The 374-nt window shown below is 38.8% G+C and carries 1 protein-coding gene; it reads left to right on the plus strand.

Features of this window, described 5'->3' with window-relative positions:
• The coding region (locus RMT89_RS41560) for a hypothetical protein (RefSeq protein ID WP_315888942.1) at positions 1-259 on the plus strand (259 nt) is incomplete at its 5' end.
• Positions 260-374 lie beyond the last annotated feature (115 nt).

Genomic DNA, 374 nt, shown 5'->3' on the forward strand with positions numbered 1-374 from the left:
GAAAACGGATACACAAGATCTTTACCGAGTTATCGCCATTGAAAATACACTGCTTTATCGTATCAATTATGACACATTGATCACTCTTCTCTCTCCCTACCCTGATGTGATAGCTCAATTCTCACCCAATATTCTCACTCGACTTTCTAATTCACCGACTTCAACGCTATCAGCTCAAACTAAAGATATTTTCTTACAGCGCATCTCAGATGTACTTAACCCAAATATCCTTATCGTTACTCCTGAAACGAAAATATAACAAGTTGCATATCTTATGCATAATGAACTGAGCAGCCCATGCGCAGCCATCGTTGATAAACAGAAAAAGCTTATTGGCTTGGTAACAGATAAAGACATGACAAAGCAAGTCGTCG

Origin of the sequence: Streptomyces sp. P17 (genome assembly GCF_032436805.1) — a bacterium.
Lineage (GTDB): Bacteria > Actinomycetota > Actinomycetes > Streptomycetales > Streptomycetaceae > Streptomyces.